The organism is Streptomyces sp. NPDC057565, from assembly GCF_042801455.1.
In the GTDB taxonomy this organism is placed as follows: Bacteria; Actinomycetota; Actinomycetes; order Streptomycetales; family Streptomycetaceae; genus Streptomyces; species Streptomyces yanii.
In genome coordinates, this window is sequence record NZ_JBHVFU010000014.1 from 132,555 (window position 1) to 156,116 (window position 23,562).

Annotated in this window: 26 protein-coding genes and 5 pseudogenes; 21 read left to right on the forward strand and 10 right to left on the reverse strand. The window is 66.7% G+C overall.

What is annotated here, in order from left to right; all coding sequences use genetic code 11:
- Positions 1 to 2 precede the first annotated feature (2 nt).
- From ACFU8W_RS24820 to ACFU8W_RS24845, 6 genes and pseudogenes are all read left to right on the forward strand, one after another.
- A pseudogene (locus ACFU8W_RS24820) lies at positions 3 to 152 on the forward strand (HNH endonuclease); the annotation flags it as partial.
- A 103-nt stretch (positions 153 to 255) separates the two neighbouring features.
- On the forward strand, positions 256 to 654 hold the full coding sequence (locus ACFU8W_RS24825; protein WP_384041173.1) for a DUF2750 domain-containing protein: 399 nt from the start codon (positions 256 to 258) through the stop codon (positions 652 to 654).
- 107 nt (positions 655 to 761) lie between these two features.
- Positions 762 to 1,175 (forward strand): hypothetical protein, encoded by a 414-nt coding sequence (locus ACFU8W_RS24830; protein ID WP_384041088.1) that lies wholly within the window; start codon positions 762 to 764, stop codon positions 1,173 to 1,175.
- A gap of 159 nt (positions 1,176 to 1,334) precedes the next feature.
- Positions 1,335 to 1,718: a hypothetical protein gene (locus tag ACFU8W_RS24835; protein ID WP_384041090.1), complete on the forward strand. Its 384-nt coding sequence runs from the start codon at positions 1,335 to 1,337 to the stop codon at positions 1,716 to 1,718.
- A 162-nt stretch (positions 1,719 to 1,880) separates the two neighbouring features.
- Positions 1,881 to 2,267 (forward strand): annotated as a pseudogene (locus ACFU8W_RS24840) (transposase); the annotation flags it as partial.
- Positions 2,268 to 2,318: 51 nt separating this feature from the next.
- Positions 2,319 to 2,591, forward strand: a complete 273-nt coding sequence (locus ACFU8W_RS24845) for a DUF4259 domain-containing protein (protein ID WP_384041093.1) — start codon at positions 2,319 to 2,321, stop codon at positions 2,589 to 2,591.
- Here ACFU8W_RS24845 and ACFU8W_RS24850 read toward each other — a convergent pair.
- Complete coding sequence (locus tag ACFU8W_RS24850) at positions 2,580 to 2,960, reverse strand: hypothetical protein (RefSeq protein WP_384041096.1); 381 nt, start codon at positions 2,958 to 2,960, stop codon at positions 2,580 to 2,582. The genes ACFU8W_RS24845 and ACFU8W_RS24850 overlap by 12 nt on opposite strands.
- A gap of 69 nt (positions 2,961 to 3,029) precedes the next feature.
- Positions 3,030 to 3,771, reverse strand: a pseudogene (locus ACFU8W_RS24855) (IS6 family transposase).
- A 36-nt stretch (positions 3,772 to 3,807) separates the two neighbouring features.
- Here ACFU8W_RS24855 and ACFU8W_RS24860 point away from each other — a divergent pair.
- The 3 genes and pseudogenes from ACFU8W_RS24860 to ACFU8W_RS24870 form a co-directional block, all read left to right on the forward strand.
- Positions 3,808 to 4,107 (forward strand): annotated as a pseudogene (locus tag ACFU8W_RS24860) (DUF2750 domain-containing protein); the annotation flags it as partial.
- 107 nt (positions 4,108 to 4,214) lie between these two features.
- Positions 4,215 to 4,628, forward strand: a complete 414-nt coding sequence (locus ACFU8W_RS24865) for a hypothetical protein (protein WP_384041099.1) — start codon at positions 4,215 to 4,217, stop codon at positions 4,626 to 4,628.
- Positions 4,629 to 4,787: 159 nt separating this feature from the next.
- On the forward strand, positions 4,788 to 5,171 hold the full coding sequence (locus tag ACFU8W_RS24870) for a hypothetical protein (protein ID WP_384041102.1): 384 nt from the start codon (positions 4,788 to 4,790) through the stop codon (positions 5,169 to 5,171).
- 526 nt (positions 5,172 to 5,697) lie between these two features.
- On the opposite strand, the gene ACFU8W_RS24875 is transcribed toward ACFU8W_RS24870, so the two are convergent.
- Positions 5,698 to 6,300, reverse strand: coding sequence for a GNAT family N-acetyltransferase (locus ACFU8W_RS24875; RefSeq protein WP_384041105.1), 603 nt, complete (start codon positions 6,298 to 6,300; stop codon positions 5,698 to 5,700).
- 214 nt (positions 6,301 to 6,514) lie between these two features.
- Between ACFU8W_RS24875 and ACFU8W_RS24880 the strand changes: the two genes are divergently transcribed.
- From ACFU8W_RS24880 to ACFU8W_RS24890, 3 genes and pseudogenes are all read left to right on the forward strand, one after another.
- Complete coding sequence (locus tag ACFU8W_RS24880) at positions 6,515 to 7,879, forward strand: polymorphic toxin-type HINT domain-containing protein (protein WP_384041108.1); 1,365 nt, start codon at positions 6,515 to 6,517, stop codon at positions 7,877 to 7,879.
- A 140-nt stretch (positions 7,880 to 8,019) separates the two neighbouring features.
- Positions 8,020 to 8,652 (forward strand): SUKH-4 family immunity protein, encoded by a 633-nt coding sequence (locus ACFU8W_RS24885; protein ID WP_384041111.1) that lies wholly within the window; start codon positions 8,020 to 8,022, stop codon positions 8,650 to 8,652.
- 356 nt (positions 8,653 to 9,008) lie between these two features.
- Positions 9,009 to 9,089 (forward strand): annotated as a pseudogene (locus ACFU8W_RS24890) (hypothetical protein); the annotation flags it as partial.
- A 53-nt stretch (positions 9,090 to 9,142) separates the two neighbouring features.
- On the opposite strand, the gene ACFU8W_RS24895 reads toward ACFU8W_RS24890, so the two are convergent.
- Positions 9,143 to 10,429, reverse strand: coding sequence for an IS256 family transposase (locus ACFU8W_RS24895; RefSeq protein ID WP_384041114.1), 1,287 nt, complete (start codon positions 10,427 to 10,429; stop codon positions 9,143 to 9,145).
- 128 nt (positions 10,430 to 10,557) lie between these two features.
- Between ACFU8W_RS24895 and ACFU8W_RS24900 the strand changes: the two genes are divergently transcribed.
- Positions 10,558 to 10,971 (forward strand): hypothetical protein, encoded by a 414-nt coding sequence (locus tag ACFU8W_RS24900; protein ID WP_384041117.1) that lies wholly within the window; start codon positions 10,558 to 10,560, stop codon positions 10,969 to 10,971.
- A 15-nt stretch (positions 10,972 to 10,986) separates the two neighbouring features.
- Here ACFU8W_RS24900 and ACFU8W_RS24905 read toward each other — a convergent pair whose 3' ends face one another.
- Positions 10,987 to 12,087 (reverse strand): integrase core domain-containing protein, encoded by a 1,101-nt coding sequence (locus tag ACFU8W_RS24905; protein ID WP_384041119.1) that lies wholly within the window; start codon positions 12,085 to 12,087, stop codon positions 10,987 to 10,989.
- A gap of 162 nt (positions 12,088 to 12,249) precedes the next feature.
- Here ACFU8W_RS24905 and ACFU8W_RS24910 point away from each other — a divergent pair, with 162 nt between their 5' ends.
- The 3 genes from ACFU8W_RS24910 (at position 12,250) to ACFU8W_RS24920 (ending at position 14,638) form a co-directional block, all read left to right on the forward strand.
- Entirely contained in the window at positions 12,250 to 12,996 is a 747-nt protein-coding gene (locus ACFU8W_RS24910; RefSeq protein WP_384041122.1) for a hypothetical protein, read from the forward strand.
- Positions 12,993 to 13,331 (forward strand): winged helix-turn-helix domain-containing protein, encoded by a 339-nt coding sequence (locus tag ACFU8W_RS24915; protein ID WP_384041125.1) that lies wholly within the window; start codon positions 12,993 to 12,995, stop codon positions 13,329 to 13,331. Before ACFU8W_RS24910 ends, ACFU8W_RS24915 begins: the two co-directional genes overlap by 4 nt.
- Before the next feature lie 101 nt (positions 13,332 to 13,432).
- A complete protein-coding gene (locus ACFU8W_RS24920; protein ID WP_384041128.1) occupies positions 13,433 to 14,638 on the forward strand; it encodes an alpha/beta hydrolase family protein in 1,206 nt (401 codons plus the stop codon).
- A 680-nt stretch (positions 14,639 to 15,318) separates the two neighbouring features.
- Here the strand turns inward: ACFU8W_RS24920 and ACFU8W_RS24925 are convergent.
- Positions 15,319 to 15,870 (reverse strand): IS3 family transposase, encoded by a 552-nt coding sequence (locus tag ACFU8W_RS24925; RefSeq protein WP_384041130.1) that lies wholly within the window; start codon positions 15,868 to 15,870, stop codon positions 15,319 to 15,321.
- Positions 15,858 to 16,556 (reverse strand): helicase associated domain-containing protein, encoded by a 699-nt coding sequence (locus ACFU8W_RS24930; protein ID WP_384041175.1) that lies wholly within the window; start codon positions 16,554 to 16,556, stop codon positions 15,858 to 15,860. The genes ACFU8W_RS24925 and ACFU8W_RS24930 overlap by 13 nt, the downstream gene beginning before the upstream one ends.
- 480 nt (positions 16,557 to 17,036) lie before the next feature.
- Here ACFU8W_RS24930 and ACFU8W_RS24935 point away from each other — a divergent pair, with 480 nt between their 5' ends.
- Positions 17,037 to 17,348: a hypothetical protein gene (locus ACFU8W_RS24935; protein ID WP_384041133.1), complete on the forward strand. Its 312-nt coding sequence runs from the start codon at positions 17,037 to 17,039 to the stop codon at positions 17,346 to 17,348.
- 350 nt (positions 17,349 to 17,698) lie between these two features.
- On the opposite strand, the gene ACFU8W_RS24940 is transcribed toward ACFU8W_RS24935, so the two are convergent.
- Both ACFU8W_RS24940 and ACFU8W_RS24945 read right to left on the reverse strand, forming a co-directional pair.
- Positions 17,699 to 18,130, reverse strand: a complete 432-nt coding sequence (locus ACFU8W_RS24940; protein WP_384041135.1) for a hypothetical protein — start codon at positions 18,128 to 18,130, stop codon at positions 17,699 to 17,701.
- Positions 18,131 to 18,225: 95 nt separating this feature from the next.
- Positions 18,226 to 18,414, reverse strand: a complete 189-nt coding sequence (locus ACFU8W_RS24945) for a helicase associated domain-containing protein (protein WP_384041138.1) — start codon at positions 18,412 to 18,414, stop codon at positions 18,226 to 18,228.
- Between the two features lie 138 nt (positions 18,415 to 18,552).
- Between ACFU8W_RS24945 and ACFU8W_RS24950 the strand changes: the two genes are divergently transcribed.
- Entirely contained in the window at positions 18,553 to 18,699 is a 147-nt protein-coding gene (locus ACFU8W_RS24950; protein WP_384041140.1) for a hypothetical protein, read from the forward strand.
- A gap of 76 nt (positions 18,700 to 18,775) precedes the next feature.
- Complete coding sequence (locus ACFU8W_RS24955) at positions 18,776 to 19,396, forward strand: hypothetical protein (RefSeq protein WP_384041143.1); 621 nt, start codon at positions 18,776 to 18,778, stop codon at positions 19,394 to 19,396.
- Between the two features lie 217 nt (positions 19,397 to 19,613).
- Here ACFU8W_RS24955 and ACFU8W_RS24960 read toward each other — a convergent pair whose 3' ends face one another.
- Positions 19,614 to 20,675, reverse strand: coding sequence for a helicase associated domain-containing protein (locus ACFU8W_RS24960; RefSeq protein ID WP_384041145.1), 1,062 nt, complete (start codon positions 20,673 to 20,675; stop codon positions 19,614 to 19,616).
- Between the two features lie 507 nt (positions 20,676 to 21,182).
- Between ACFU8W_RS24960 and ACFU8W_RS24965 the strand changes: the two genes are divergently transcribed.
- Both ACFU8W_RS24965 and ACFU8W_RS24970 read left to right on the forward strand, forming a co-directional pair.
- Complete coding sequence (locus ACFU8W_RS24965; protein ID WP_384041178.1) at positions 21,183 to 22,712, forward strand: Mu transposase C-terminal domain-containing protein; 1,530 nt, start codon at positions 21,183 to 21,185, stop codon at positions 22,710 to 22,712.
- A complete protein-coding gene (locus tag ACFU8W_RS24970; protein ID WP_384041148.1) occupies positions 22,709 to 23,521 on the forward strand; it encodes an AAA family ATPase in 813 nt (270 codons plus the stop codon). The genes ACFU8W_RS24965 and ACFU8W_RS24970 overlap by 4 nt, the downstream gene beginning before the upstream one ends.
- The last annotated feature ends 41 nt before the right edge of the window (positions 23,522 to 23,562 follow it).

Here is a 23,562-nt window from a genome sequence, read left to right on the forward strand (position 1 = left end):
GCATGCGATACGCGAATGATCTCGATGCCCAGCGGTCGCTCGTGGCTGTCACCGCGAAGACCAACCGGAGCAAAGCGGACAAGGACCCGTCGGAGTGGATGCCGCCGGCAAAGTCCGCACGGTGCACCTACCTGGCCGCCTGGACCGAAACCTGTAGCAGATGTGACGCCTACTTCTGCTATCGCCCAGGCCGCGGCCGCCGAATGCATCCCGCGGGCGCGGCACCGGGGCCCTCTGGTGCCGCGCTCAAGCGTGATGTTCAAGTCGGGACGATCCAGGAGGATTCAGGTGAGCACAAGCGGGGCTCAGGCAGCGGCCTTCTTCCGTGAGATCGCTCGGACTCGTACCGTTTGGTGGGTTCGAGACGACGACGGCAGTCCGACCCCGGTCTCAAGTTCTGGGCAACCAGCTTTCCCCTATTGGTCGTCGAAGACCCGTGCGCAGCGCGCCGCTCAGCTATGGGGTCCTCAATTTCGAGCTGTTTCAATGCCGCTGGATCCTTGGCGAAGCGCGGCTTTGCCGGATCTGGCCAAGGATGACTTCCGGGTAGGGATTAACTGGAGCGGACAGCGCCTAACCGGATGGGACTTTACTGTCGGTGAAGTAGTCAATCGTCTCATTCACGCGCTTGGCGAGCCACCATACGACCGGTAGATTCGGCCGAGTGACGGCTGTCGCAACCTGAGCGGGCGGGTCCGGCCAGCCCCTGGCGGGACATATTTCGTTCGTCCGGACGGGCCCGGCGTGAGAGCCTCGCGCCTGTGGCTACTGAAACCGAGGTGGGAGAGCTGTTGCACCAGCGCGGCTGGCGGACGGCATTCACAGTCGCTGAGAGGGTGAACGCGTGGGCCACCCTGGTGAGCTTCATCGAGCGTGGCTATGGCGACGACATCTACGAGTACACCAACGACCTGTACTGCCGGAACTGGCTGCACGGGGCGTGGCTCCTGCTGGATGAACACATCGTCCAGCTCTGGACCCCGCAGATCAAATCCCTGGACGACCGGTACAAGGCCGCGACCGTGGACGATGATGGCCAAGCACTTGACCAGTTCCACAGGCTGCCCGGCCCCGACCTGTGGTGGTGGCGGCGACACCCCCGCATCCTCACCAAAGACCTTGGGCGTTCGCTTCGCTCGGCCGGCGCCATCGGCACCGACCCGGACGCCGCATGACCCTCAGCCTCCTGGGATTACGGGACAGCCCTTAGCGACATGAAGGGAAGTGGATCCATGGGAGCGAGAACCCCCTGGCCTTGGCGGGCATGGGACGAGCTGACGCGAGATATCCAGAACGCGTACGAGGACATCGGTGCACCTCGGAGATCCTTCGTCTTGGCCGTTGAGCAGAGCCAGCCCTACCGCGATCTCGTCCATGCTCTGAGTGAAGTAGCTGAATTGAATGACGATACGGACGTCAACTGTGACGTGTGTTTCAACTATGTGCTGAAGTCGGATGGGTTGTACTTCGTTCGCCTTTCGATGGTTGGGTTGTATGCAACCTTTGAGAGATTGCATGGTCGCGGAGATGGAGACCTTGTTACCTCGCGGAAAGATTGTTCATCGGACTTTGAGCGCGATGTATTTCGGTTGCTGACGGCCCGTGGTTTTCATGTCTTGTCTGAGGATGAGCTGAATTCAGCGGTTGATCTGGCGCTTCCAGACATTGACAACGGGGCGGTGACGGTGCGCAATGCGATCTTCTCTCCAGAGGAGTAAGCGCATTTGCTTAGGAGGAGGTGGGCTGTGAGATTCCGAGGCTGCGGTTTTCCGGGAACAGTGTGGCACTGGAGGGGCAGTTCCAGCGGTGTGACGAAGTCGGGCACTGGCGTACGCCCGAGACATCCTCGCCCCCCGGCGCGAAGGCGGTCTTGGGCCACGCCAAGGTCACCCGCGGGATGGATCCTCAGCCGCCCGGAGACCCTCACCGAGCCCGAACAACTCCACCTCAAGACCGTCCGCGCCCACTGTCCCGGGCTCGATGCTCTCTCCCGGCACGTCCGCTCCTTCGCGGTCATGCTCACCGAGCGCCACGGCGAGCGTCTCCCGGACTGGCTCGACGCCGTCCGGCAGGACGACCTGCCCAGTCTCCACACCCTCGCCGCCGGCATCGACCGCGACCTCGACGCCGTCACCGCCGGATTGACCCTGCCCTGGAGCTCAGGCGCGGTCGAGGGGCATGTCAACCGGATCAAGATGCTCAAGCGCCAGATGTTCGGGCGTGCTGGCTTCGCCCTTCTGCGTAAGCGAGTACTGCTCGCACAGTGATCGCAATGTCAGCGGCTGATGCGAGGATCCCGGCGACACGAGGAGATCAACATGGGCACCTGGGACACTGGCCCCTTCGACAACGACACGGCCGCGGACTTCGCCAACACTCTCGACGAGGCCAAGCCCGAGGAGCGCGAGACGCTGATCCGTGGCGTCCTCACGCGCACCGTTGATGCCGTCGGCTGGCTCACCGAAGGAGAAGAGGCGGTGGCCGCCGCCGCACTGATTGCGACCCAATGTCCAGGCGGCGACCCAATCGACACACCCTACGGCCCTGAGAAACCCATGCCCGCATCAACACCGTTGCGTTTACGTCCGTGAGCGGTTTGAGAGTCCGTGTTCGAAGAACGTGACGGTGGTGTGGATGGTGTAGTTCTGACTGGTTGTGGGGTGTTGTCCGGCGTTCGGTCCGTACTTGCTGGTGGGGTTCTTGCGGGTGCGAGCCTTGACGCGGTGCCGGTGGCGGGCGGGGTGCAGGGCGTCGAGGACGGCTCGGCCGATGGTGCCGACGAGCTCGGCGGGTCCCGCCGGGGGCAGGATCCCGGTCGCGGTGGTGACGGTGTCGGCGGCGGTGGTCTGCAGGACGGTGAAGCTGATGCGGTCCATGTCCAGGCTGGGCCGGGTGCAGGCAGTGTCAGCGGCGGCGCGGATCAGGGCCTGGTAGGTCGTGAGCAGGGCGTAGACCGGCACTGTCACGTTGTTGGGGGCGGCTGGTGTTGAGGTGTGCCGGGGCGTGCTTCGCCCGTTCGCTGACCGTTGTCAGACGGTCGCGGGGCAGCCGGTGACCTGCCTCCAGGTTCGGAAGCGTGCGGTCATCTCGGCTCGGTACTCGTGGGCGGCAAGAAGGTGACGGCGGGGCCTGAAGTGGGGGTGAGATGCTGCTGAACGCGGACAGGAACCTCTGGGCGTGCCCGGCCGAGGTGAAGCGTCTCATGGCACGCTCACGCTGCCGGGTGGGCTGATGGCTGTTCTCCGCCCGGTTGTTCAGATACTTCGAACTCCGGTGCTCGACCGACGGCATGACCTGTCGGTGGGCAGCTCCGTAGGAGCGCAGCTTGTCCGTGCCGATCACCCGGGGCACGTACTGCAGGTTCTTGAGCAGACGGCGGAAGAACTTCTGCGCGGCCTTCGCGTTGCGTCGGCTCTGCACCAGAATGTCGAGCACGTTGCCGTCGGCGTCGACGGCCCGCCAGAGGTAGTGCAACTTGCCGTTGATCTTGATGAAGACCTCGTCCATGTGCCATTTGTCGCCCGGCCGCGGGCGGCGTCGGCGCAGCCGGTTCGCGTAGTCCTGGCCGAACTTGGCGCACCAGCGCCGCACCGTCTCGTACGAGACCTCAACACCGCGCTCGAACATCAGCTCCTCGACCTCCCGGTACGACAGCGGGAAGCGGAAGTACAGCCACACGCAGTGGGAGATGATCTCCACCGGATACCGGTGCCCCTTGTACGACGGCGCGGTCTCCACGAGAAGCCCCTCCCACGATGACCCGAAGATCATCTCACTGGGCCAGGCCAACGTGACAGTGCCGTTTGGTGGGTTCGAGACGACGACGGCAGTCCGACCCCGGTCTCAAGTTCTGGGCAACCAGCTTTCCCCTATTGGTCGTCGAAGACCCGTGCGCAGCGCGCCGCTCAGCTATGGGGGCCTCAATTTCGAGCTGTTCCAATGCCGCTGGATCATTGGCGAAGCGCGGCTTTGCCGGATCTGGCCAAGGATGACTTCCGGGTAGGGATTAACTGGAGCGGACAGCGCCTAACCGGATGGGACTTTACTGTCGGTGAAGTAGTCAATCGTCTCATTCACGCGCTTGGCGAGCCACCATACGACCGGTAGATTCGGCCGAGTGACGGCTGTCGCAACCTGAGCGGGCGGGTCCGGCCAGCCCCTGGCGGGACATATCTCGTTCGTCCGGACGGGCCCGGCGTGAGAGCCTCGCGCCTGTGGCTACTGAAACCGAGGTGGGAGAGCTGTTGCACCAGCGCGGCTGGCAGACGGCATTCACAGTCGCTGAGAGGGTGAACACGTGGGCCACCCTGGTGAGCTTCATCGAGCGTGGCTACGGCGACGACATCTACGAGTACACCAACGACCTGTACTGCCGGAACTGGCTGCACGAGGCGTGGCTCCTGCTGGATGAACACATCGTCCAGCTCTGGACCCCGCAGATCAAATCCCTGGACGACCGGTACAAGGCCGCGACCGTGGACGATGATGGCCAAGCACTTGACCAGTTCCACAGGCTGCCCGGCCCCGACCTGTGGTGGTGGCGGCGACACCCCCGCATCCTCACCAAAGAGCTCGGGCGTTCGCTTCGCTCGGCCGGCGCCATCGGCACCGACCCGGACGCCGCATGACCCTCAGCCTCCTGGGATTACGGGACAGCCCTTAGCGACATGAAGGGAAGTGGATCCATGGGAGCGAGAACCCCCTGGCCTTGGCGGGCATGGGACGAGCTGACGCGAGATATCCAGAACGCGTACGAGGACATCGGTGCACCTCGGAGATCCTTCGTCTTGGCCGTTGAGCAGAGCCAGCCCTACCGCGATCTCGTCCATGCTCTGAGTGAAGTAGCTGAATTGAATGACGATACGGACGTCAACTGTGACGTGTGTTTCAGCTATGTGCTGAAGCCGGATGGGTTGTACTTCGTTCGCCTTTCGATGGTTGGGTTGTATGCAACCTTTGAGAGATTGCATGGTCACGGAGGTGCAGACCTTGTTACCTCGCGGAAAGATTGTTCATCGGACTTTGAGCGCGATGTATTTCGGTTGCTGACGGCCCGTGGTTTTCATGTCTTGTCTGAGGATGAGCTGAATTCAGCGGTTGATCTGGCGCTTCCAGACATTGACAATGGGGCGGTGACGGTGCGCAATGCGATCTTCTCTCCAGAGGAGTAAGCGCATTTGCTTAGGAGGAGGTGGGCTGTGAGATTCCGAGGCTGCGGTGTTCCGGGAACAGTGTGGCACTGGAGGGGCAGTCCCAGCGGTGTGACGAAGTCGGGCACTGGCGTACGCCCGAGACATCCTCGCCCCCGGCGCGAAGGCGGTTTTGGGCCACGCCAAGGTCACCCGCGGGACGCCGAGTAGAGGCCCACAGGTGGCCTCACTGAAACCTGCACCCGTCGGCCTTCGCGCCAGGCCAGCAATCCCAGCCGATCGCTCAGCCCGTGGCCACGGCTTACCACCGAAACGGGATGCGTCCAAACCCCGCTGGCGCGGGTCGCGCGCGGCGCGGCCGCCCATCCGGCCCTCTCTCGGCTCCGCCACCGCGGGCTTGGCCAGCGACCAGGGCGAGCTCGCCGCCGACGCCGCCCGGGAAGCCGAGCTGCGCGAAGCCGCCTGGATCGCCGCCCGCGCGGATGAGCTCCAGGCGCTGCGCGATCGCGCAGGCTGCTCCGGGACTCGGCAAGTGTTCTATGCCTGGTCAGGCGTCCCAAGCGCGAGGTCGGTTCAGTCCTTCCCATTCGGGGCGGAGCAGTGAGAACACGGCGAGGTCGTGGCGGCGGCCACGATGGAAACAGGCGGCGCGGCTGATGCCTTCGTGTACGAAGCCGGATTTGGCGAGGACGCTGTGGGCGAGGGCGTTTTCAGTGTGGGTCTCTGCTGTGAGCCGGTGCATCGGAAGTTCGCCGAACGCCAAGTCCACCAGAGCGTTGAGGGCGTCGGTGCCGTGGCCGTGCCCGCGATGCTGAGCGGCGAGCATCAGCTCGACCTGTGCTGTGCCGTTGACGATGTTTTGGTCGCTCAGTGCTATATGGCCGATGGGGGTGCTGTCGGGGAGGAGGACGAGGAAGTCGTCGCGAGCGTCGTCGTCAGCGTCGCGCTCGATCCGCTCGCGCATGGCCGTGAGTGAGCGTGGCCAGATGCCGATTTCGTAGGCGGTTACGGGGTCAGACCGCCAACCGTGCAAGAGCTCGGCGTCGTCCATGTCGAGTGCCGCGAGACCGACAGCCTTGGCACGCCAGGCAAGTTCCCTTTCAGCCTCTGCGTCGTGCTCGTTGCCTGCGATCCTGGTGTCTTCGGTCATGGGCGGATGCTATGGGTGCCTTCAAGCCGGGGCCACCGAAATTTCTCTGCTCAGCGGTGCGGTGCCACCTGCGAATCTGCATCTCAATGTCACCGGTTTCTGTGCTGGTGACACCAGTGCCCTCCAGCGTTGGTGTCAGGGCGGTGAGCTGGGGGTTCGCCGTGCGATGTGGGGTGGTGGTGACATCGGGGTGCAGTTTTTGCGGTGACGACTCGTGAGGTTGCTGCAGGTCGCGGCGTGTCCTTCCGGTGCAGATTCGCACCGGTACGCGTTCGCGGGCGGCAACCCGATCTCCTTCGTGGAGCTGGACGGGCATCTCTTCGGCATCGACATCTCCCTCTCGGACGTGGGCCACGCGGCCTTGGACGTGGCGGGCATGGTGCCGGTGATCGGTGAGGTCGCGGACGTTGCCAACGGCGTCTGGTACATGGCGGAGGGCAACTACGTCGACGGTGCCATGTCGATGGCGGCGGCCATCCCCGGTGCCGGCAACGCGGTCACGGCCGCGAAGTGGGCCAAGAAGGGCGCCAAGGCCGTCGACGCGGTCAAGGGCGCGGCCAAGGCCGGCGGCAAGAAGGTCGCGGGCGGGGCAAAGAAGGCCGCCGGTAAGGCCAAGGCCGGGGTCAACAAGGCAACGGACAAGGTCAAGAGCAAGGTCAAGGGCGGCAAGAAAGCCTGCACCAAGGGGGCGAAGAAGAACAGCTTCGTCCCCGGCACCAAGGTCGCCATGGCCGACGGGTCCCAGAAGAACATCGAGGACCTCAAGGTCGGCGAGTACGTCCTGGCCTCCGACCCGGAGACCGGCGACCTCCAGGCCCGCCAGATTACCGACACCATCGTCGGTGACGGACTCAAGCACCTGGTCACCCTCACCGTCGACCCCGACGGCAAGAACGGCAAGGCCAAGCCCAGCAAGCTCACGGCAACCGCCAACCACCCGTTCTGGCTGCCGGACTTCGGCAAGTGGGTCGACGCCAGCGAGCTCGAGCCGGGCACGTGGCTCCAGACGGCAGCGGGCACCTGGGTCCAGGTCACCGCGGTCGACGAGGCGCACCGCACCCAGCGCGTCTACAACCTCACCGTCGACGGCGTCCACACGTACTATGTGCTGGCAGGTCAGAGCGCGGTTCTCGTCCACAACAGTGGACAGATTCCGCTCAACTGCCAGGCCTCCGAGTCGGCGCAGGTCTCCATGCAAGCCCGCATGGACAACGGGATCGCGGCCGCACGCAATGTGGCCGTGTACCGGATCGGCTCGGGCGACAACGCTCGCTATCTCGCTGCGGCGAACGAGGGGAGCCGGCATTCGGAGCGTGTTCTGGATGCGTACATCGACAAGGCGGGAATCTCGCCCGGCGATGTGACCGGCATCTACTCCGAGCGCCAGCCGTGCTCTTCGATTCCCAACCTGTGCGGTGCGCGGATCGGCCGCTACAAGAACGCGGCGGATGACATTTCGTGGAGCCTGAACCCTGACGGCCCCGGATACACGGGTTTCAACAAGGCCAGGATTCGAGATGCCATGGACGACTTCGTCTCGAACCCCGCTGCGTCGGCGTACGAATGGATCACCGGGTAGCGTGAATCGGAGGGCGGCGGCGCGTATGTTCGTGCTCGTTGCCGCCCTCTGACCATGCTGTTCACGACGGCCCGCCGGCCTGTCCGGCGGGCCGTCGCTCTACGGGAGGTGTCGTGAATACACAGGGAGCGGGCTCAGAAGTGGCGCGCATCCTCGAGGCCGAGCTGGACGACCTCACCGAGAACGGGAGGCTGTCGGTCACTCCGCCTGCTGCAGTGCGTTCTTGGGACATCCCTGCCGAGGCCAAAGAGGAACTGCTCTCCCACGGGCTTCCCCAGGCGATTCCGTTGGACAAATACCTGGGGGTCGGTGCGGCGTTCCAAGAGGGTGAGCTGCCTGAATACGTGAGCGACAAGGGCCGGTGCTATGTGATCGCTGTTTGCGGCGACGTGCGTGTGGTCGCGCGCGAGAGGTCGGGTCAGGTGCTCGCCGTGCCGGAGCATCGCGAGATGATTCCGCAGCTGGCCCATCTGCATCCGGGTGGAGTTCCAGACGAGGTCATCAATTCGAGTGTGACCGTCCTTGTCGACTTCGCCTGGCGCTGGCACTGGCTGTCGCGTGTTCTGACGGAACAGGAAGAAGCCGCCGACGAGGCCGAGAGCGCGGCGTGGAGGGCGGCGCGCGAATCCGGCTCCAAGGATCCGCTGCCGGACTTCCACGAACTGTACCGGATGCTGTGTCAGGTCGTACGCGAGCGATTCCGAGAAATCGATCCGGTCTCGATCCAGGCTGAGCGCTCGATGTGGTCGGAAATGATCAACGGTTTTGAGTAGGCGACCACGCTCGTTCATCCGCAGGAGCTTGCGGACGGTGTAGATACGGTCACCACACCACGTCCTCCGCGTGGGCGGTGGGTGAGCGTGAGCTGTCCTACACCTGGAAGCTCCCGGACGGCCCAGACGTCACCACCAGCGGCAACCAGCTGTCGACCGCCATCCCGGCGCTGTCGCCGGGCCAGTCGGCGACGATCAGGCGCAGGTTGGCGGGCTGGCCAATAACCCGGCATACCAGACACTGAGGACGGTGCGAGCAGACGGTCGGCGGGGTCACCACGACCTCCACCTACGACCGCAACCGGCTGCTGAAGACGACGACAGCGGGTGTCGCCTCGACGTACAACTACGACCCGCTGGGCCGTCTGGACACCGTCTCGTCCAACGGCAGCGTGCAGGAAAAGTACACCTACGACGGCTTCGACCGCATCGCCAAGCACACCGCGGCACCGGGTCTGTGTAGCGAACGGTGGAACTCGGTTGATTTTGTTCAGCGGCGTCCGGCGGTGAGCCGGCCGTCGAAGGTGATGTCGAAAGCCTGGAGCGCGGCCTTCCAGCGCATGGTCCAGCGTTTGCGTCCGGTGCCGGTCGGGTCCAGCGACATGAGGGCCATGTAGACGCACTTCATGGCCGCGGCCTCGTTGGGGAAGTGTCCCCGGGCCCGAACGGCCTTGCGGATGCGCGCGTTGATGCTCTCGATCGCGTTGGTGGTGCAGATGATCTTGCGGATCTCCACGTCGAACTGGAGGAAGGGCACGAACTCCGCCCAGGCGTTCGACCACAACCGCACCACAGCCGGGTACTTTGCCCCCCACTCCGCGGAGAACTCCAGGAACCGCTCCATGGCGGCCTCCTCGGTCGGCGCGGTGTAGACGGGCCTGAGCGCCTTCGCGATCTTGTCCCAGTCCTGTCGGGCCGCGTAACGGAAACTGTTCCTCAGCAGATGAACGACACAGGTCTGGACAATCGTCGCAGGCCAGACGGTGTTCACAGCGTCCGGGAGACCGGTCAGGCCGTCGCAGACCAGCATCAGGACATCGGCCGCGCCTCGGTTCTTGATCTCGGTCAGCACCTGGAGCCAGTACTTCGCGCCTTCCCCGCCGTCGCCGATCCACAGGCCCAGGATGTCCCGGTGCCCCTCGGCGGTGACCGCCACCGCCATGTAGACAGGCCGGTTGGCAACCTGCCCGTCCCTGACCTTCACGTTCACACAGTCGATGAAGACGACCGGGTAAACGCTGTCCAGCGGCCGGTTCTGCCATTCCGCCATGCCGGCCATCACGCTGTCGGTGATCGTGGAGATCGTGGACTTGGAGATCTCCGTGCCGTACACCTCGGCGAGATGCGCGGAGATCTCCCCGTGCGTCAGCCCCTTCGCCGACAGCGACAGGACCATCTCGTCCACCCCGCCCAGACGCCGCTGCCGCTTCTTGACCAACTGCGGTGTGAACGACCCGGCCCGGTCCCGCGGCACCGCGATCTCGACCGGCCCCGACTCGGTGATCACCGTCTTGGCCCGGTGCCCGTTGCGGTAGTTCTCCCGGCCGCCCTCGGCCCGCTCACCGGGCTCATGGCCCAGATGATCAGTGAGCTCGCCCTCCAGCGCGGACTCCAGCACCCGCTTCGTCAGCTGCTGCAGCAGACCACCCTCCCCGGTGAGCTTCACCCCACCGGCCTGGGCCCGGGCCACCAGCTCGGCCACCAGTCCGTCATCCACAGCACCCGTCCCACCCACAGCAGCCTCCCCGGCCTCGATGTCACTCACCACGTCAGTCATCAACTGTCGCTTCCAGCCCGGGAGTTACACCACTCACCGTACAGACCCGACGGCACGGCGGACCGGCCGCCGTCGCCTGGCTGCTGCAACGCATCGCCTACCTGGCACGCGGGACGGAGACGACGGCGGTGAGCCTGTGGCAGGCCGCGCTGACGGTCTCCCTCCCGGACGGCGCCCTCGCAGGGGCGGGCGCCTTCGCAGACATGGACATGGACGAGACAACCTGGCTCAACCTCACGCTCGCCTCCGCACGCCACACCCCCCAGCTCGACAACGCCGACGACGTGGCCCAGCGCGCCGCCGAAAACCCCGGAACCGAGCAGGCTGCTCAGATCACCGCCCTACTCGTGGCTCATCCCAGCACCGCGCCATGGAAAGACGCGACCGTCCGCAGCCACGCCCGGCGGCTGTTGACCGACGCTGGGAACCTCCCTACCGGCCAGCGGCCCGAAGCCGCCCTTCAGGAACTGCGCGAAGCACTTATCACCGCGGGGGACGTGGACGCCCACCGGCTGGGCCAGGACACCGAGATGGCCCCGTAGCGCTCCAGAATGGCTTCACCGTCTCTGGCCTGATGGTTTGTCGGTAGGTCGGCTTGCGCGGTGGTGCTCGTTGATCAGGCCGGCAATGGCTTGCCGATGTTCGGTCCGGGCCGTCGGGAGGGGGATGTCATCGGGGTCGTCGTGAGGTGCGAGCTGGTTCCGGCCCTGGTGGGGCCGGTGCCGGTTGAAGTGCTGGGCGTAGTCGTGGAGGATCTTCTCGGCGTGGCCGCGGTCGAAGATCAGGAGCCGGTCGGTGCACTCCTCCCGCACCGAGCGTACGAACCGCTCGGCGTGGGGATTGCAGTTCGGGCTGCGGGGAGGAATCTTGACCACGGTGATGCCCTCGCCGGCGAAGACGGCGTCGAAGGCGTCGGTAAGCTTCGCGTCCCGGTCCCGGATCAGGTGGGTGAGGTCGGCGGCGCGGTCGCCGAGCTGCCAGAGCAGCTGCCGGGCCTGCTGGGTGGCCCAGGCGGCGGTGGGGTGGGCGGTGACGCCGGGGACGTGCACGGTGCGGGTGCGCACCTCCATCACGAACAGGGCGTACAGCCGCTGCAGTTTGATGGTGTTCACATAAAAGAAGTCGGTGGCAAGCAGGCCGCCGGCCTGGGCCTTGAGGAAGCAGGTCCACTCACGGCGTGCCGCGCGTCGGCGCGGTGCTGGGCCGAGCCCGGCGGCGCGCAGGACGCGGCGGACGGTCGCCGCGCTGACCTGGTGCCCGAGCCGGCGCAGTTCGCCGTGCACCCGCCGGAACCCCCACCGGGAGTTCTCGGCACCGAGCCGGATGATCAGGTCGCGCAGCTCGTCGGACAGTGGCGGGCGGCCCGGGGAGAGCGGCCGGGTCCACTTCTGCCTCACGAGGAGCCGGTGCCAGGCCAGCAGGGTGCGCGGGGAGACGATCCGGTGGCCCCGGAGCACCCGGGGCAGGAGCCGGGCGAGCGCGGCCAGCAGCGCCCGGTCCGGCCGGCCGGGCTTTGGGGCGGCGACCTGCCGGCGCAACACCGCGACCTCGTGCCGCAAGATCAGTATCTCCACCTCCTTCGCTGCGGAGGATCGACACATCAGAACGAGCCACGCGAAGATCCGCGTGGTGACCAGATAGAGCATCCGTACGAGCACGAGGCCTGATCCTGCCGGACCGCTGGACGGGCGCGTTCCCCGAGGTCAGGCCCGGTGAAGCCATTGTGGAGCGCTACGGTCGACCTCAGACCACCGGGTTTCCCGGACCTGATCTTGGATAGATTTGTTGTCATAACTGGTTTGTAATGCAAAGCTTATGGCATGGCAGACGCATCGACGCCCTCTCCGGGCACTCCCCACGAAGTCCTCGCGGGCCTCGGCGACCTGACCCGCCGGGTCCGTGCCGCGCAGCGCGGCACCTGGTTCCCCCTCCTGCTGCTGGGCGTGCTCACACTGGGCGGGATCCTGGTGGGCCGCTTCACCTTCAAGGTCGAGACCGTTGCCTGCCCGGCGGGTGAAGCCGCGGCGGGCAGCGGCTGCACCCTGGTCACGCAGGGCTCGGCGGTCTACTGGCCCCTCGGGCTCGCCCTGGCCTACGCCGCGACGGCGTTCTTCTACATTCGCCGCTCCCGCAACCGCGGTGTCGGGACCCGGGTCCGGCCCTACGTCCTGACTGGGATCGTCTTGGTCGCCCTGGCGAGTGCCACCGCGATGTGGAGCCTGCGCCACGGGGTGCCACAGCTCGGCGAACCGCTCGACTTCTGGGGCCTGCAGCTCGACCCCACTTCCGGGGTGACGAGGTTCCTCGAACGGCTCGCCGGGAACGCCATGGCTGTCGGGCTGCCGCTGCTGGTGCTGGCCTGGGTGGAGCGCAGCCGCGCCTTGCTGCTGCTCGCTGTGGTGTACCTGGCCATCGAGCTGGTGCCGCTCACCACCGGCTGGTCGGGGATCCCGTTCACCTCGCCGTGGTCCGCTCTGCCCACCTTCGGCGTCCCCGGCGTGCTTCTCCTGCTTGGCGCCCTCGGTTTCGGCCTGGCCGAGCTGTCCGGCAGGCGCAACGCGTCATGACCGATCAGCCCGAGCAGCACCCCGCCACCGGCCTGGACGACGTGGTCCACCAGCGCGTGCGCCTCGGCATCCTCACCGTTGCCCACCAGGCGCGCCGGGTCGAGTTCGGCTTCCTGCGCAAGGCGCTCGGCCTCACTGCCGGAAACCTCAGCCAGCATCTGTCCGTGCTGGAGAAGGCCGGGCTGGTGGAGATCGAGAAGGGCTACGAGGGCAAACGTGCCCGCACCTGGCTCTCCCTCACCCCCGCCGGCGAGCGTGCGCTCCAGGACGAGGTCACCCAGCTCAAGCGCCTCATCCACCAGATCGAGCAAGGCAGCTCAGCCCCGGAGTCCTGATCCGGACCCCGGCGAACCGTGGTGAGCCGTGAGCGGCTCCCGCCGACGTCCGGAGAACCCGGACAGCATGCCTAACACCGTCCAAGAACTGGGGAGGACACGTGACCATCACACCGCTCACCACGACGGACCTGACGCGCCGTCGCATGCTCGCAGCCGCGCTGGCCGCGGGGGTCGGGGCCGCCGTGCCGATCAGCGCACCGCGCCAGGCGTGGGCGGCACCGACCGCCCCCGGTCCGTCGCAGCTCACGCTGCCCAGGCCCACCGGACCGCACCCGGTGGGCACGGTGCCGCTCCACCTCGTCGACACCTCACGTCCGGATCCTGTTGCCGGCCCGGGGCATCACCGCGAGTTGATGGCCAGCGTCTGCTACCCCGCTTGCAAGACGAAAGACCTGCCGCGTGCCCCCTGGATGACCCAGGGTGCGCTGCGGGCGTTCCTGACGGACGTCGGCTTCCCCCTCGATCCCGCCCTCGGCCCACTCACCGCCGCACACGTGGGCGCACCCGTGCACCAAACGGGCCACCGCCTGCCCGTCATCGTGTACTCGCACGGCTCGGGCAGCCATCGCGGCGACCACACCATCATGGTCCAGGAACTCGCCAGCCATGGCTACGTTGTGGTCACCGTCGACCACACGTACGACGCGTTCAGCGAGTTCCCCGACGGCCGGCTCACCGTTCCGGCAGAGGTCCCGCCGTTCCTGGGGCCCCGGGACTTCGCCATGGACCTCCGGTTCGTGCTCGACGTCGTCGAGGGCCTTGCCGGCGGGCACAACCCCGACGTCGACGGCAGGCCACTGCCCCAGGGCCTGCTCGGCGCCCTCGACCCGCAGTGCATCGGGGCGTTCGGCTGGTCGAAGGGTGGCACCGCCACCGCGCTCACCATGCTCGCCGACAGGCGCGTTGGCGCCGGGCTCAGCATCGACGGCCCGATGCAGCCGACCATCACCACCGACCTGGACCGGCCGTTCATGATGATGACTGCTTCGTTCACCCGGGCCGCCATGCCGGATGTCGCCGAGCTCTGGACGCACCTTCGCGGTTGGCGGCTGAACATTCAGGCCGACGGGGCCATCCACAAGTCGTACGGCGACGACGCGACACTGATCCCGCAAGCGGGCAAGGTTCTCGGCATGACCAACCAGCAGATCCAGGACATGATCGGCACCCTCGATCCGGCTCGGGCGGTCCGGATCCAGCAGGCCTACCCGCTCGCGTTCTTCGACCTGCACCTGCGACACCGCCGGGGACATCTGCTCGACGGCCCGAGCGCGGCCTTCCCAGAGGTGAAGTTCATCCCGTGAAGCGTCGGACCGCGCAATGCGCTGCTCGCCGAGTACGACGGCGGACTGCAGCCGGTGCACCGCCATCGTCTCCAGCAACGCGGCCTGCAACGCCCCCATCCGCTCACCACGCAGCCGCTCCTCCCGGACGAGAACCCCATGAGTTTCTGATCAATAGGAAGTGAGTCGGGTGCCCCACACGGTGGGGCACCCGACAACCCGTTCGGGATGGAGAATCAGAAATTGTCCGGAGATTCGCAGGCCGCCCGCCGCCTTGTCGGTTGCTTTCTTGGTCCCGTTATGGGGGTTATCGCCGCCTACGGTGGAACCACGATGCTTGCGAGGGCCTGGAACGATTGCGAAATAGGAATCAACGCGTCAGCGAACTTTTGGTCCTTAATTCCCATATTTTTCGCCGTCTGGGTCGTAGTCGCACTGATCTGGGCCATCGCGTTCGGGGTGCTCGCCGGAAGGGGCCTGCTGCTCGCCTCCGCGGTGGCTGTACTCGCTACGCTGTGCGCCTACTGGGTCCTCATGGCGAGCTTGAACGCTCCAGCCGATTACCCGGTCAGCGTGAGTGCCTGCGCTCCGGACAATGCGCCCCCATGGTGGCCGGACTGGCTGCCTGTGTGATCGTGAGCAGGGCGAAGTCATCACGGCCTTGGGGCCTTCCCCCGTGAAGGTGGGCACGCGGTTTTTGATCACGCGGCGAGCGTGAGTTTAGCGGTGTGGTGTCGGTGTTCGTATTCGTTGGGGCTGAGGTGGCCGTTGGCGGAGTGTCGGCGGCGGGTGTTGTAGCGGGTCAGCCAGGTGAAGACGGTCCTGCGGCAGGTGCTGGAGTCGCCGTAGTCGTGGGCGCCTTGGAGGGGCTCGCGTTTTAGGGAGGCGTGGAAGCTTTCGCAGGCCGCGTTGTCGGCGCTGGTGCCGACCGCGCCCATCGACCGTGTGACCCCGAGTTGGTCGCAGAGGCCGGCGAAGGCCCGGGATCCGTATTGCGCTCCGTGGTCGGAGTGGAACACGGCGCCGTCCAGGCGGCCACGGGTCGAGGCTGCCATCCGCAGTGCGTGGGCGACCAGGCCGGTGCGCATGTGGTCGGCGATGGACCAGCCGACGACCTTACGGCTGAAGCAGTCCAGCACGGTCGCGAGATAGAGGAACTCCCCGCCTGCGAGCGGGAGATACGTGATGTCGGTGTGCCACGAATGCGAAACGTGTCCGGCTTCGCCGCCTGCTGCGCTTGTCACTGTGCCCACTCCACTCCCAGCTTGGCGAGGGTGGCGAGCTGCTGCTCGCTGAGTTTGTCGCGTCGGGTTTTCTGGTTGCTGATCCAGATGCCGGTGCGGTGCTCCGTGCCGTCGGGGAGGCGCTCGACGTGGGCCCGCGAGACCACAGTGGTGCCTTCGCGTTGAACGTATTGCTGGAGGGCTGTTACGCCCCGCTGGAACGCGTCGGAGCCCTTCGTTGCCCCTGTCTTCGCGTTGGTTCGTGCTGCGGTCTTCTGGGGCCGTACGGCCGGTTTCGCGCCCAGTTCGTCCAGGCGGTGTTGTTGTTCGGGGTTCAGGCGTGTCCAGTCCCGTGTCTGCCGTGCGAGCCAGCGTCCGATGTCGTCGCCGCGGTAGGTGACGCCGGGCAGGATCTCGTCCAGTGTTCCGCCGTCCTCGAGGAGTGCGCGCAGGCCTGTGTGGTGGCGTTGCCAGTCGACGGTCCATCCGAGTTGTCCTGGGTTCCAGTCTGGGTCGATCGCGGCGAGCTGCTCGGCGCGCCGTGCGGCGCGTTCGGGGTCCTTGCCGAGTCCGTCGGGTCGTCGGAGGTTGGTGAGCCATTGTCCGACTGGTTTGTCGAGGGCGGTGGCGTGGCGGGGCGCGGTCAGCGTGCGATCTCTCGGTTTCGTGTCAGTGAATGGTGTGACAGTGGCGGGTTCCCCGGGTGTTGCCTGGATGTACTGGTCAGTGAGTCATATGTCGGGCTCGCCGGATGTGCTGCCACTGTCATGAGATGAGAGATCGGGGTGTCGGTACTGTCACCGGGCTGTATAGGCGCAGGTCGCGTACTGACACGAAATCGAGAGATCGCATCTGGCGCACGGCCTGCTTGTAGCGGGGAAGCAACTGGTCGGTCTCCGAGGACGCCGCGCGTGTCTCCAGGACCGGCTGCGATTGACCCGTCGGAGTGAAGTTGAGCGGTGCTCCCGAGTTCGCCAGAACTTCCTGGATGAAAGGGAGATGAGAGAAATTCACCCGCCATGCCGACTTATGGTTCCCTTCGGGCGAAGTCTTCTCAGAGGATCCTCATGCTGGGCGCCCGGATGCAGTACCGACGGGGTGGCGCGCCGCTGTTCCTGGCAAGACCGCTCTGAACGAGGTCCCGGGACATCGTGATTCCGCGCCGGAACGCCCGGCACGGAAGGGACGAACGAACAATGAATCTCACCATCAAGCGCGCTGTCGTCACCGCGGTCGCCGCGATCTCGGTGCTCGCGGGATCGGCGACCGTCGCGAGCGCCGCCTCCCCGCACGGCGGCCCGAAGCATCACTGCAAGCAAGAGAAGTTCAACCAGTACGGGAAGTTCAACCAGTACGGGAAGTTCGACCAGTACGGGAAGTTCGACCAGTACGGGAAGTCCACCAAGATCCGCCACGGCGGCCGGCAGCACCACGCGATCCAGCTGAAGGGTCACCAACTGCCCGTCAAGTTCCTCGTGGCGAAGGGGCACGCGTACAGGTCGCATTGATGCCGGCCCTCTTCACGGCGCCCCCGTGCGAGCTGCGCACGGGGGCGCCGCCGTGTCCCGACATGGCATGCGGTGACAGCTTTGAACGGCGTCTTTCATGCGCTCGCCGGGCCACTCGGTCGCCACGAAGAACCCGCTGCCGATCCCGACGTGCCGGCACGGCCCTGACCGGCACGTCGGGCACGCGCTTCTTCAGTTTTCCAGCGCTGTCGAGCCGAGCAGTGGCGGCTCGGGGGTACAGGCCCTGCCACTGTGTTGCGCGCCGGGCGGGGCCGCCGCGCCCAGCCGCCGGCTCTTCTGGCTGCTGAGAAACACACCCAGCCGCACCGATATGCCGTCGCTCCGCAGACCTAGACCATGGTCAGCAGGTGATCCGTCGGTCCGTAGTCGATCTTCCAGTCGGCATAGACCCCGCAGAACCCATCCTTGATGCACCGCAGGCCCACGGTCACCCAGCGGACCGCTCCGTCGGTGCCGAGCGAGAACGCGACCGCAGCCTCGAACTCCTCGCTCCCGCACGGGCAGCCGGCCGCACCGGGCTCGTCGTCCTCCCAGGACTCCTCGTTCCAGTACTCCTCGCTGTCCGCGACGAACGCACGGCTGCCGCAGCCCGAACACTCCCGTTCCGCCCCGGACGCGTTGACCAGCACGAAGAACACACGACCGCCGCACCCCTCGCAGACGGAAGGAGCGATCTTCACCGGGCGGTCGTCGACCGCATCCCGGAGGAACGCCGCGAGCTCCGCGGGGACACCCTCCCCAACCTGATCATCAGCATGCACAGACACATCGTTCCAGACGCCCCGAACCAACACCCGACCAGCTTGACCAAAGACATAGGGGCACCCCCCGCACAGGAGACGCTCGACTTCGGCTGCTATACCGCCCATTCCAGCCCGAGGGCTGCCAGCGCGCTGAGCTGGTCCTCGGTGAGCTTGTCGCGGCGGCTCTTCTGGTTGCTCAGAAACACACCCAGCCGCACCGATGTGCCGTTCGGGAGTTCTTCGACGTGTTGCCTTCCGACAACGCTCCTTCCTTCCCGGGCGATGTACTGGGCGAGGGCCATGACGCCCCGTGTGAACGCGTCGGAGCCCTTCGCCGCCCCAGTTTTCGCGTTGGCGCGCGTCGATGCTTTCTGGGGCCGTACGGCTGGTTTCACCCCGAGTTCGCCGGGGCCTGGTGGCTCGTACGGCGGGTGATGGCCATGCGGATCGTGACCGCCGTGCTCGCCGTCCTCGTCCTGCTGGCCGGTGGCGCCGCCCTGTACCGCGTTGGGCCAATGCTCCACTGCTGGGGCTCGGACAGAATCGCCCGCGGGCCCGACGGCGCCTACGCCTGCTACGACTTCTGAGGCGGTCCAGCGCCACCGCGCCCGTACCCCCGGGCGGTTACCCTTCCGCACGTTTACGAACGACGAATGGATCAGCATGTCCTACGACGGCGCGTTCCTGTGGGGCCCGGCGAACTTCTCTGGACGCCCCCCCACCCGGCTGACGGTGGAGGGTGTCGCGGTGGGCCTCGTAACCGCCGGCCTGCTCGCAGGTGCTTCAGTGGCGGGCACACTGACCGGTTTCGACACGGTGGGCTCGGTGGCCGGTGTCGTCGTGGGTCTGGCCACCGCCTGGTATCTCTTCTCGACGAACGCGGGACGTGTCCTGGTCGGCGCAGTTGCCCTGCTCGGCGGGGCGCTCGCCTGGTGGATACCGGGCGCGACCGTACGGGCCGTCCTCGCGGCGCGCGGCGAGAGCCGTACGGTGGTGGTGACCGAGGTCCATGTCCACCGCTACGAGGGACGGGAGTACGTCAAGAACTCCTGCTCGGTACGTCTCCTTGACGGTACCCCGGTTCCGACCGAAGCCTGGCGTACTTGCGGCGCCACCGCGCGCCCGGGCCAGCGCCTCGCGATGGTCTTCGACCCCAAAGACGCTGTCCTGCCGACCGACCGTATCCTGCCTGCCTCCGCCGCGGAGGCCCTCGCAGGGCCGGCGGCCGCGACTGTGGCCCTTGCAGCGCTGTGCTGCGTCGCGGTGATCCGATCTCAGCCGTGACCACGCGGGTCATGCACCCCCTCGGGGGCGTTCCTGGCTGGTGGCCTACTGTGCTGCCCGTGGGCTGATTGACCCCCTGTGGCTTGCGTACGACCTTGAATTGACAGCCGCGTGGCTTTGTACGCGACAGGGGGCAGCGTTTAGACAGCAGTTCGGGAGGCACCATCACTGCCGACATGCTGCGGATGTTCACGACGACGGACAGCAGCGATTCTTTCTACGCCCAGTGGTATCCGAGGTTGGCGAGGGCGGCGAGTTGCTGCTCGCTGAGCCGGTCGCGCCGACTTTTTTGGTTGCTTAGCCAGACGCCCAGTCGGACTGAGGTGCCGTCGGGGAGCTGCTCGACGTGCTGTCGTCCGACCACGGTCTTCCCCTCGCGCTGGATGTATTGAGCGAGGGCTGCTACGCCCCGCGTGAACGCGTCGGACCCCTTCCCTACCCCAGCCTTCGCGCTGGTTCGCGCTGCAGCCTTGTGGGTCCGTGCAGCCGGTTTCACGCCCGCCTTGCCCAGGCGGTGTTGCTGCTCCGGGTTCAGCCGTGCCCAGTCCCGTACCTGCCGGGTGAGCCAGCGTCCGATGTCGTCGCCGCGGTAGGTGACGCCTGGCAGAATCTCCTCGAGCTTCCCGCCGGCTTCCAGGAGCGCGCCCAGGCCGACGTGGTGGCGTTGCCAGTCGACGGTCCAGCCCAGTGCCCTGGGGTTCCAGTCGGGGTCGATCGCGGCGAGCTGCTCGGCCCGCCGTGCTGCGCGTTCGGGGTCCTTGCCGAGGCCGTCAGGGCGTCGGAGGTTGGTGAGCCATTGTCCGACGGGTTTGTCGAGGGCGGTGGCGTGGCGGGGAGCGGCCAGGGTGCCGGCTTCGGCGTAGTAGGCGCGGGCCGCAGCGAGGTTCTCGGCGAACGCCGTGTCGGCGGTATCCCACACCATCCCGAGTTCCTCGAGTTCGTCGGCGCGGGTGCTGGGCATGGTTCCGGCCCGGTAGGCGCGCCTCTGGTCGGACAGCCACCTGCCCAGGGGGTAGGCGCCTTCCTGGTGTTCGTAGGGCACGTCCAGGTGCCCCTCCCGCTCCTGGTAGCGGCGGGCGGTGTCGTATCCGCGGGTCCAGTCCTGGCGTTCGGTGTCGAGGATCTGGAACTTGACCCATTTCGCGATCATCACGGGATCCCTGGGGGCTGCGAACCGGAGCAGCAGCCGTGACTCCTCCTCGCCTTCCTCTGGCTCCGGACCGATGGTTTGCGACGGATCAACGGCCTGCTTCTGGTTCTCCTGCGGAATGGCGAGCATCTCGATAGCACGTTCATCGTGTGCCCGGAGCCCTTCAAGGACCTTTACCAAGGGGCGATACGAAGAGGACGTGAACATGTCTTCCGGCCGCTCACCTTGTGCCAGGAAAACGGGCACGATCAGTGTCGCAATCTTGCCCTGTCCGGGTTTCTGGCGCAGTGCCCGGCCGATTGCCTGAACGATATCGACCGCGGACCCCTTGGTGGAAGTTTTCGTGTTGTTGTCCGGCGGGATTCTCGTTTCGGTGTCCAGGTGGGTGGATGCGGCTGAGTGGCTGATTGGCGTTGTTTTACGGGGTGTTTGGGTTGGTGGGGGAGGGCGTTGGGGCTGGACAGTGAGGTGAGGGTGGGTGGTCAGTGGTTGAGAATCGGCTGGTCAACAGGATGAACGCTCCAATGGAGTAGTCTCCCTTCTTGATCATTTTTGGTGGGCCGCGGATGTTCGTTGTGGTGGGAGAGCGTGTTGGTGGGGGCTGTGGCGGATGCTGAGGTGTTGCGGCCGGTCGCGGTGCGCAGGCTGCTGGCGCTCGCCGAACGGGGGGAGTTGACGGCCGGTCATCGGCGGATGGTTGCTGACACGCTGGGGGTGTCGGAGCGGACGGTGCGCCGGTGGCTGGCGGTGGCTCGCGTGGACGGCCGTCTGGAGCGGGCTGAGCGCTGCCGGTTCACTCTCACTCCGGAGTTGACCCGTCGGCTTGCGTTCCACCGGGGGAGCGTGGCGGCGTTGCACCGGGAGTTGACGGCCGAGGCGGCCGCGGCCGGTGGTGGGTCGGTGCCGTCTTTGGCGACGTTGTACCGGGCGGCTGCGCGGGATGTGTCTGCGGGGTTGCGGGCGGGGATGCGTGGTGGTGAGGCTGCCCGCCGGGATCATGACGTGTTTCTTCAGCGCCCTGCCGGTCACCGTAATGAGGTGTGGGAGGCCGACCACGTCCAGGTGAAGGTCGAGGTGGACATCGACGGCCGTCCGGGGCGTCCGTGGGTGACCTGGTTCATTGACTGTGCGACGCGGGTGATCTGCGGGTTCGCGGTGACTGCGCAGGTCCCATCCCGGGAGTCCGTGCTGGTGGCGCTGCGGGATGCGATCTCGCGTGAGGGGGAGCACGGCCCGTTCGGTGGCCTGCCGGGGGCGGTGCGGGTGGACCGCGGCAAGGACTTCCTGTCCCGAACGGTGGGGGAGGCACTCGGGGCGTTCGCGGTCCCGGTGGTGGACCTGCCCGGCTACAGCCCGCATCTGAAGGGCACCGTGGAAGCCCTGAACAAGGCGGCGAAGCAGATGTTCTTCGCTTCTCTGCCTGGCTACACCGCTGCTCCGCGTCTGAAGGGCGGCAAGAAGCCGGCCGCCGGGCAGCGGCTTTTGCCGCTGGAGGCGTTCGTCGAGCTGCTGGGGCAGTGGGTGGCTTGGTGGAACACCGAGCACCGGCCCCGCTCGCTTGCCGGCCGTACCCCGCAGGCGGCGTGGGAGGGGGATCTCACCCCGGTCGAGGATGCGGAGCCGGGCGCGCTGCACATGTTCACCCTCGAGGACGACGGCCGGGTGCGCACTCTTACCGGCAAGGGGGTGGGCTGGCGCAACCGGCATTACGTCGATGCGTGGATGACCGGGCAGGCGGGGCGGAAGGTGCGGCTGCGTTACATGCCGCACCACGAGCACGAGATCGAGGTCTACGACGCCATAACGGGGCGGCATTTGGGGTCGGCGTACCTGTCGAACCGGGCGAGTGCGGAGCAGATCCGTGAGATGAAGCGGGCTCGCGCCAGGGAGGCCGACCGGCTCAAGCGGCTGTTGGCAGCGGCGGAGAAGGACCGCGCCACTCGCTACGCGGCCGCTACCCGCGGCACACCTGCCGAGGTGCTCGGCACGGTCACCGAAGTGGAGGCCGAGGTGCATCTGCGCACGGTTGCCGCCGAGGACTTGGTCGAGGTGGCGCTGCCCGGTTATCTGCCGCTGCCCGCCCAGCTGCCCGCGTCATGGACCGCTCCGAACAGCGACTTTGTTGCTGCCCCTGCCGACAACGAAAGCACGCTTGCGCCGCGATGAACGTCATACCCGCAGCCCGCCCATCCCTGGCCCGCCCGCGACGCGGCCCGCTCCCGCCGCCGCGCGCCGACCACTACTTGTCGCTGCCCGACGCGTACGTGATGGGCACGACGGCGCTGAAGGAGACACTGGCCAATCTCGGGGAGGTGATCGCCGCCCGAGGGATGATGTGCGTCTACGGGGCGGCGGGGCTGGGCAAGACGATGTCGGTCAACGCCTCGCTGCGGGAGCTGGCACCGGGTGCAACGCGCCGGATCGAGTTCCGCGGCCGGCCCACCGTGCTGGACATCCGTCACAACCTGTTCAACGTGCTCGGGCTGCCCGGGAAGCCGCCCAGGCAGCCGACCGCGTTCGACACCCTTCTCAAGGACGTGCTGGCCGATCAGTTCCGCATCCTGGTCTGCGACGAGGCGCAGTGGCTGCGGGAGGAGTCCTTCGAGTACTTCCGGCACCTGTTCGACGACCTGTACACCGACATCGCGGTGGTCTTCGTCGGCGGCGGCAACACCTACGAGGTCCTGGCCGGTAAGGACATGCTGGCCTCCCGCGTGCACATCTGGCAGGAGTTCAGGCCGCTGACCCGCGAGGAGGTCCTGACCACGATTCCCGCCTACCACCCGGTGTGGCACGGCGTGGATCTTGATGACCTGCTGTACTGCGACGACGTGGCCGCCCACGGCGTCTTCCGCACCTGGGCCAAGATCACCTACCACCTGGGGCGGGCCCTTCAGGCCACCCCCGGTCTCGAGGTCAACCGGGACCTGCTGCGCTGGGTCTTCAGCAAGCTCGGCTGCCGCACCCGGCCGTGATCTTCCCGTACCCGCCCGAATCTGACCGCCGCGACTCGGTA